This is a genomic window from uncultured Brachyspira sp., from assembly GCF_934747485.1.
Classification (GTDB): Bacteria; Spirochaetota; Brachyspiria; order Brachyspirales; family Brachyspiraceae; genus Brachyspira.
This window is the reverse complement of record NZ_CAKVGN010000015.1, coordinates 39,934-47,242: the sequence shown is the minus strand read 5'-3', so window position 1 is coordinate 47,242 and position 7,309 is coordinate 39,934. Positions and strand designations below refer to the sequence as shown.

Annotated in this window: 9 protein-coding genes; 8 read left to right on the top strand and 1 reads right to left on the bottom strand. The window is 29.2% G+C overall.

Features of this window, described 5'->3' with window-relative positions; all coding sequences use genetic code 11:
• The coding region (locus tag Q0H31_RS04450) for a hypothetical protein (RefSeq protein ID WP_295296042.1) at positions 1–237 on the top strand (237 nt) is incomplete at its 5' end.
• A gap of 343 nt (positions 238–580) precedes the next feature.
• Here the strand turns inward: Q0H31_RS04450 and Q0H31_RS04445 are convergent.
• A complete protein-coding gene (locus Q0H31_RS04445; protein WP_295296041.1) occupies positions 581–1,120 on the bottom strand; it encodes a flavodoxin family protein in 540 nt (179 codons plus the stop codon).
• Between the two features lie 240 nt (positions 1,121–1,360).
• Between Q0H31_RS04445 and Q0H31_RS04440 the strand changes: the two genes are divergently transcribed.
• From Q0H31_RS04440 to Q0H31_RS04410, 7 genes are all read left to right on the top strand, one after another.
• Positions 1,361–1,783 carry a cyclophilin-like fold protein gene (locus tag Q0H31_RS04440; RefSeq protein ID WP_295296040.1) on the top strand — a complete coding sequence of 141 codons (423 nt, stop codon included), beginning with the start codon at positions 1,361–1,363 and terminating at the stop codon, positions 1,781–1,783.
• 52 nt (positions 1,784–1,835) lie between these two features.
• The gene (locus Q0H31_RS04435) at positions 1,836–2,672 is read left to right on the top strand and encodes a carboxymuconolactone decarboxylase family protein (protein WP_295296039.1); all 837 of its coding nucleotides are present in this window, start codon (positions 1,836–1,838) and stop codon (positions 2,670–2,672) included.
• 318 nt (positions 2,673–2,990) lie between these two features.
• Positions 2,991–3,548, top strand: a complete 558-nt coding sequence (locus tag Q0H31_RS04430; RefSeq protein ID WP_295296038.1) for a flavodoxin — start codon at positions 2,991–2,993, stop codon at positions 3,546–3,548.
• A gap of 74 nt (positions 3,549–3,622) precedes the next feature.
• Complete coding sequence (locus Q0H31_RS04425) at positions 3,623–4,690, top strand: alpha/beta fold hydrolase (RefSeq protein WP_295296037.1); 1,068 nt, start codon at positions 3,623–3,625, stop codon at positions 4,688–4,690.
• Positions 4,691–4,714: 24 nt separating this feature from the next.
• Complete coding sequence (locus tag Q0H31_RS04420) at positions 4,715–5,563, top strand: aldo/keto reductase (protein ID WP_295296036.1); 849 nt, start codon at positions 4,715–4,717, stop codon at positions 5,561–5,563.
• A 26-nt stretch (positions 5,564–5,589) separates the two neighbouring features.
• Positions 5,590–6,417: an SDR family oxidoreductase gene (locus tag Q0H31_RS04415; protein ID WP_295296035.1), complete on the top strand. Its 828-nt coding sequence runs from the start codon at positions 5,590–5,592 to the stop codon at positions 6,415–6,417.
• A gap of 41 nt (positions 6,418–6,458) precedes the next feature.
• Positions 6,459–7,157, top strand: a complete 699-nt coding sequence (locus tag Q0H31_RS04410; RefSeq protein WP_295296034.1) for a flavodoxin — start codon at positions 6,459–6,461, stop codon at positions 7,155–7,157.
• Positions 7,158–7,309: the final 152 nt, after the last annotated feature.

Genomic DNA, 7,309 nt, shown 5'->3' with positions numbered 1-7,309 from the left:
GCTTTAGTGATGCTACCTTCTCTTGCCGAAATTAGAAAATATTTCAAAGCTTTTATGTCCATTATAGTACCTCATAGATTTATAGATGTATTTTTAAGTTTTTTATTTGTGGTGGCTTTGCCCCCACGCCCCCAGTTCTTTTGCCGCCGCAAAGAACCAAAAAGGCTGCATTTTTATAAATCAATTTTTAAATATAGCCGAATTTTTATGAATTGTACTATATTTAAAAAAATATAATGTAGTAGTATTTGCGTTTTTTGCAACTTTTTTGAGCGGCAAAAAAGTTGATAATACATCTATAAAAATAGATATATTTATAAAATATATTTACCTTACTTTTATACTAACATACTATATATTTTTATCAATGCTTTTTAGTTATAATTTATTATAAGACATAAATATTTAATATAGTTGCGTTAAATATTTATCAGTATAACTTTTAATGAATGGAGAATTGAATATAAAAATTAATAAACTTAAAAAATATATTAAAAAAATAAATTGGCATACCTTTTTTAAGATATACCAATTTTTTAATTATATTGAAATTGTTTATGATTTTATAAAATTAAAATAATCAGACATTTAACCCCATATTGTATGCATCTTGCATAAATTTTTTATCATTGATTTCGCCTTTATTCCAAACACTATGTGCTAATATAAATCCTTTCTCTCTTGCATCTTCTAAACAATCCAAAAATCCTCTAAAGCCGTCAATAGTTCTAACCATTTCTTTTTCATCTTCAGTAGCAGCAGTCGCAATAAAATAAAAATCTTTGTTCTTAATCTCTAAATATTTAGTAACGCATCTGTCTATAAAAGTTTTCATTTGGGCATTCATTGTGTAAAAGTAAACAGGTGTAGCCATTACTATTACATCAGCCTCAAGCATTTTGTCTAAAATGTCTTTCATATCATCTTTTTGTACGCAAGGCTTATTATTTTTATAGCAAGTTCCGCAGTCTTCGCAGTAATTAATTTTTTTGTCTTTTAAAAATATCTTTTCTCCATTATGTCCTCTTTCTTTAGCACCTTTTAAAAACTCATCGCATAATGTATCGGAATTGCCTCCTCTTCTTGGGCTAGATGATATTATTAATACTTTTTTACTCATTTTATAACCTCTTATTTTTTTTATTAATTATATTATAGCATTAGAGTATGCTCCAATGTCAAACGATTTAGAAAGTTTTTTATATTTTTTATTTAAGAAAACATTTATATTTTGATTAAATATTAAAAAATAATTGTAATGCTTTTTAGTTATAATTAATTATAATACATAAGTATTTGATATATTTATCTTTTTAGTTAGAATGAAATCAATCATGATGATTACATAGGAGGCTAAAATATGAAGAAAATTATTATAACTTTTTTTATAGGATTATTCACTATGAACGCTTTTGCACAAACTACTAAAATAAAATTAACATTTAACAATAATGAAATCTATGCTCTAATCAACAATTCAAAAGCAGGAAACGATTTTTTATCTCTTCTTCCTTTAAGCATTAAAGCAGAAGATTTTAACAGCACAGAAAAAATATTTTATTTAAGCAAAAAATTAAATATAGAAAATGAACCAGACGGCATAAACCCTAAAGCAGGCGATATCACCTATTATGCTCCTTGGGGAAACATTGCTATATTTTATAGAGATTTCAGATACTCAAATAATTTAATTTATTTAGGCAGGTTTGAAAATGTATCAGATGTTGAGAAACTTTCAAATATGAAAGGCAATTTTGATATACGCATTGAAAGGGTGAATTAATTAAGTGAATTAAAAAATATAAATAATAAATATTTTAGGAGATGTTTACTAAATGAAAAAAATATTAAAAATTATTTTATCTTTATCTATTATAGTAATAGTATTTTCATGCATAGCAAATTCACAAAATAAAGGAGAAAGTTTAACTATGACAGAAAAAGCAAAAACTAAATACAATGAATTACTAAAAAGAGATGCATCTATAACTAAAACTAATGATGCAGATTTAGAAAGTATATTTAATAATTTTGTTTATGGAGAAGTTTATAATCATGGCACATTAGAGCCTAAATTAAGAGAGCTTGTACCATTAGTTTCTTTAACAGCATCACAAGGAACTGATATGATAAAACCTCATATAGAAACAGCTTTAAATATTGGAGTTAGTCCTATAGAGATAAAAGAAGCATTATATCAATGTTCGCCTTATGTAGGATTTCCTAGAGTGTTTGCTGCATTAGAAAAGGCAAATGAAGTATTTAAAGAAAAAAATATTTCGCTTCCTATAGAATCTCAATCAACAGTTACAGAAAGTACAAGATTTGATAAGGGGTTAGAAACACAAGTAAGCATGTATGGAGATGCGATACTTACTGCACATTCGAATGCCGCACCTAATCAAAAGCATATACAGAATTTTTTATCGGCTAATTGTTTTGGAGATTTTTATACAAGAGAAGGTTTAGATTTAAAAACAAGAGAGCTTTTAACATTCATAATGCTTATTTCATTAGGAGGAGCAGAACCTCAAGCGATAGCACATGCGAATGCAAATATTAAGATGGGCAACAGTAAAGATATGTTAATAGAAGCTGTAACACAATGCATACCTTATATAGGCTACCCAAGAACATTGAATGCTATAGCTATAATTAATAATATAAAATGATAAAAAAATTATATTATACTTCTTTCAAAACTAAATTAAAAAATATAATAGTATTTTTAATTTTTGTGTTTTATAGTTGGGGCTTTGCCCCAAACCCCAGTTCTTTTGCGACCGAAGGGAGTCTTTCAGGGCGACCGTAGGAAGTGCCTTCGGTATTGGCACAAAGAACCAAAAAGACTGCATTTTTACTTAAAGTATGTATGATATTTTTATTAATAAAAAATAATGCTTTATAACATTAATATATTATAACTATATTAATTAACAATCATGCCTATTTAATATAATTTAAAAATTAATATTACAAGGAGAATTTAAATGATGAAAATAATTAAAACAATGTTAATGTCATTGCTTATTTCAAGTACATTATTAGTCGGAGGCTTAAACGCTCAAAGCTCTAAAGTCTTAATAGTGTATTTCTCTTGGGGCGGAAATACCAGAACCGCTGCCAATATGATTAAAAACCTCACTCAAGCAGATATGTTTGAAATAAAAACCGTTGAACCATATCCAAGTTCTTATAATGACACTGTGAATCAGGCAAGAAAAGAACAAAATGATGATTTTTTGCCAAGGTTGAGTGCTAATATAAATAATTTGTCAAGCTACGACACTATAATATTATGTTACCCTAATTGGTGGGGTACTATTCCGCAGGCGGTAAAGCAATTATTATTAACTCATGATTTCAGCGGTAAAAAAATTGCTCCTTTATGTACTCATGGCGGAAGCAGAATGGGAAGAAGCGTTACTGATATAACTTCATTATGTCCTAATTCAACTATATTAGAGGGTTTGAGTATATCTGGAGGAAGCGTTAATAGCTCAGAAAATAATATAAAAACATGGCTTCAAAATATTAATATATTATAAAACTTTTATATTTACTTACTGCTTATTATAATTAATAGGCAGTAGCAAATAAAAAATATTTTAAGGATTATATAATGAAAAAATTATTATTAGTGTTTTCAATAATATTATTAAGTATATCATGCAATAATTCTAATGATACGCAAAATAAAATTATTATAGATAAACAAGGAAGTTTCACATTTGGCGGTAAAGTATCATCTGCAAATGGAGAATTTGAAAAAGATACTTTATTTCCAAGTTCAAACGGACAAACATATCATAGCGACCATGGATATGCATTTTATCAAATACCTGTCAATGCTAAAAAATATCCTATAGTATTTTTGCATGGCGGCGGACAATCTGCTAAAAGTTTTGAAACCACTCCAGACGGCAGAGAAGGTTTTCAAAATATTTTCTTAAAAAAAGGATATAGCGTATATTTAGTAGATCAGCCGAGGAGAGGAAGAGCTGGAAGAAGTTCTGTAGCTATAACTATTAATCCTACCCCTGATGAACAGTCTTTGTTTAATAGGTTTAGAATAGGTTCTTGGCCTCATTTTTTTGACAATGTGCAATTCAAAAATGATAAAGAAACTTTAACTCAATACTTTCAGCAGGTTACTCCTAATACTGGCAGTTTTGATGAGGAAGTAGTATCTGATAGTTTGTCTGCATTATTTGATAGAATAGGAGAAGGAATTTTAGCAGCACATTCTCAAGGAGCCGGTCCTGCATTTTTTACAGCAATAAAAAATAAAAATGTTAAGGCATTAGTTTTATATGAGCCTGGCGGATGCAGTTTGCCTTTTCCTCAAAATGCTTCTCCTACTAATATTAGTATGCCCGCATATTTTCCTATAAAAGAAATTCCTGAAGATGATTTCAAAAAATTAGCAAGCATACCTATAGTGATTTATTATGGGGATAATATACCAAAAGAAAAATCTGATAATCCTTATTTGGAAGAGTGGAGATTAAGAGTAGAGTTAATAAAAAAATGGGAAGAAACTTTAAAATCTTATAATGCTGATGTAGATGTTGTAATTCTTCCAGAAATTGGAATATATGGAAATACTCATTTTCCTTTTTCAGATTTAAACAATTTAGAAATAGCTGATTTGCTTGAAAAATATTTAAAAGAAAAAAAATTAGAATAAAATAATATTAAAAGGATTTATAAAATGAAATACGTAAAATTAAATAATGGTTTGGAAATGCCTATTTTAGGTTTTGGAGTTTATCAAATTCAAGATTATAATGAATGTAAAAAAGCAGTATTAAATGCCATTGAAACAGGATACAGACTAATAGACACGGCAGCTTCATATAAAAATGAAAAAGCTGTTGGAGATGCCATAAAAGAAAGCGGTATAAACAGAAAAGAATTATTTATAACAACAAAATTATGGATACAAAAAAACGGCTATGATGATACTAAAAAAGCATTTAATAATTCTCTTGAAAAACTTCAATTAGATTATTTGGATTTATATTTAATACATCAGCCTTTAGGTGATTATTACGGAGAATGGAGATGTATGGAAGAGTTATACAAAAATGGAAAAATTAAAGCTATTGGAGTATGCAATTTCTTTGCTGACAGATTGGTTGATTTAATAATGCATAATGAGATAGTACCTGCTGTAAATCAAGTAGAAGTAAATCCATTTTATCAAAAAAATGATTATCAAACTATTATGAATGAATATAATGTACAAATGCAGTCTTGGGCTCCTTTTGCTGAAGGAAGAAATAATATGTTTAGTAATGAAATATTATTAAGCATAGCTAAAAAGTATAATAAATCTATAGCTCAAATAATTTTAAATTGGCTTGTAAAAAGAAATATAGTAGTAATACCTAAAAGTGTTAGAAAAGAAAGAATGGAAGAAAACTTTAATATTTTTGATTTTGAATTAGATGAGAGCGACATAAAACTAATTTCATCTCTTGACAAAAATGAAAGTTCTTTTTTCTCGTATCAGGATTATAAAATGGTAAAACTTTTATCAGAATGGGTTCTTGAATGATTTAATAAATATAAGGAGAATATAAAATGAAAAAAGATGTTTTTGTTTTAACAGGTGCAGGCTCTATTGGAATTGCCATAGCAAGAAGGGTAGGAATTGGAAAGCATATTGTACTTGCCGATTTCAATATAGAAAATGCTAAAAGAGAATCACAAATATTATATAATGCAGGGTTTGAAACTTCTGTATTTGAAACGGATATTTCTTCAAGAGAATCAATTTTAAAACTTATAGATTTCTCAAAGGGTTTAGGAAAGATAAAATATTTTGTTAATGCTGCAGGCGTTTCACCATCTCAGGCATCTATTAAAGATATTTTAAAAGTTGATTTATATGGAACAGCGGTGCTTCTTGAAGAGTTCGGCAAGGTGATAGAAGAGGGAGGAAGCGGGGTTATAATATCGTCTCAATCTGGTTATCGTTTAGGCTCTCTCACAGATGAAGAAAATAGAATACTTGCTACTACTCCAACAGAAGAATTATTATCTTTGCCGATACTTGAAAAAGCTTCAGACACATTAAAAGCCTATCAGTTATCAAAGAGATGCAACTGTCTTAGAGTGATGTATGAATCTGGTAATTGGGGCAAGAGAGGGGCAAGATTAAACTCAATAAGCCCTGGCATAATAATAACACCATTAGCGAACGATGAATTAAACGGACCAAGGGGAGCGATGTATAAGAGAATGCTTGAGCTTTGCCTATCAAAAAGAGCAGGAACTCCAGACGATGTTGCTAATGTTGCTGAGCTATTGATGACAGATAGAGGCTCATTTATTTCTGGAAGCGATTTTCTTATGGACGGAGGCGTAACTGCATCTTGGTGGTATGGAGAATTATCAGAGGGTAAATAAAGTTTTTTAATGTAAACTAAAAGTTATTAAGGAGTGTGTTGATGAATGTGTTTATAAAAAAAATAATATTTGTGCTTTTATCAATAATTATGTTATCTTGCGGTAATAATGATACTCAAAAAAAAGATTATATAGTTGATAGTTTAGAAACTTCACAAAACATTAATGCTCTAAATATTAAGGGCACTCAAAACAAAATATTAATAGCATATTTCACTTGGTCAGACAATACAGTAGTAGAAAATCCTGATTCTATTGACGTAGATGCTGAAACTTCTGCAAGCATGTTATCTCCGGGAAATGCTGAACTCATTGCTAATTGGATAGCTGAAGAGACAGGAGGAGATTTATTTAGCATAAAGACACAAAACAAATATTCAAGCGATTATGATGAATGTTTGAACCAGGCAAGAAAAGAAAGGGACAACAATGAAAGACCAGCATTAGTAGGGAGATTGAACAACATTGATGATTATGATGTTATATTTTTAGGCTTTCCGAACTGGTGGTATACATGCCCAATGGCAGTTTTTACATTTGTTGAAAGCTATGATTTATCAGGCAAAACAATAATACCATTTTGCACACATGGCACAGGAGGACTATCAAGAACAATAAGAGATTTAAAAAACATACTTCCAGAAAATTGCGAAGTGTTAGAGCCTATAGGGGTGTATAGACCAGAAGTAAAGAACTCAAAAAGTAGAGTTTTGGATTGGCTAAGGAATCTAGGCTATTAAAGTTGATAGATGTTTTTATATTATAAAATATAATAGATGTAAAATAATACTTAGACTTAAAAATGCAGCCTTTTTGGTTCTTTGTGGCGACAAAAGAACTGGGGTGCGGGGCAAAGCCCTGCAAATAATTAAAATAAATAAAGTTGAAATTT

Excerpts from the sequence above, each read along its gene's own strand:
- Q0H31_RS04425 (WP_295296037.1), top strand. The coding sequence starts at position 3,623 with ATGAAAAAATTATTATTAGTGTTTTCAATAATATTATTAAGTATATCA.
- Q0H31_RS04430 (WP_295296038.1), top strand. The coding sequence starts at position 2,991 with ATGATGAAAATAATTAAAACAATGTTAATGTCATTGCTTATTTCAAGT.
- Q0H31_RS04440 (WP_295296040.1), top strand. The coding sequence starts at position 1,361 with ATGAAGAAAATTATTATAACTTTTTTTATAGGATTATTCACTATGAAC.
- Q0H31_RS04415 (WP_295296035.1), top strand. The coding sequence starts at position 5,590 with ATGAAAAAAGATGTTTTTGTTTTAACAGGTGCAGGCTCTATTGGAATT.
- Q0H31_RS04410 (WP_295296034.1), top strand. The coding sequence starts at position 6,459 with ATGAATGTGTTTATAAAAAAAATAATATTTGTGCTTTTATCAATAATT.
- Q0H31_RS04445 (WP_295296041.1), bottom strand. The coding sequence starts at position 1,120 with ATGAGTAAAAAAGTATTAATAATATCATCTAGCCCAAGAAGAGGAGGC.
- Q0H31_RS04435 (WP_295296039.1), top strand. The coding sequence starts at position 1,836 with ATGAAAAAAATATTAAAAATTATTTTATCTTTATCTATTATAGTAATA.
- Q0H31_RS04420 (WP_295296036.1), top strand. The coding sequence starts at position 4,715 with ATGAAATACGTAAAATTAAATAATGGTTTGGAAATGCCTATTTTAGGT.